This window comes from Aeromonas sp. sif2416, from assembly GCF_019218665.1.
Classification (GTDB): domain Bacteria; phylum Pseudomonadota; class Gammaproteobacteria; order Enterobacterales; family Aeromonadaceae; genus Aeromonas; species Aeromonas encheleia.
Map to the genome: position 1 here is coordinate 1 of NZ_JAHUXC010000044.1, position 318 is coordinate 318.

1 protein-coding gene is annotated in these 318 nt (G+C 66.0%); it reads left to right on the top strand.

The annotated features are described in order from the left end of the window. Window positions 1-318, top strand: a 318-nt coding sequence (locus KW821_RS21460; protein ID WP_218292864.1) for a hypothetical protein, incomplete at both ends; no start/stop codon positions are given.

Consider the following 318-nt stretch of genomic DNA (forward strand, 5'->3'; position numbering starts at 1 on the left):
ACGTGGGCACGGCCAGCGGCGGGACGGTGAACTACAGCTACACCCTGAGTGCGACCATCGACAACGACAGCAAGCTGGGGGCGACGCCCACCGGGTTTGACGACAGCATCACCATCGGGGTGAACGGGGTGGGTGGCACCAGTGCCAGTGACCAGCTGATAGTGCGCATCGTTGACGATACGCCGACGGCTAACAACGATGCGGGCGGCACCACCACCGAGGATGTGGCCGGCAGCCTGAACGGCAACGTGCTGGGCAACGACACCGTGGGTGCCGACACCCCGGCGGTCTTTGTGGGCTGGAGTGCGAGCGGGCATG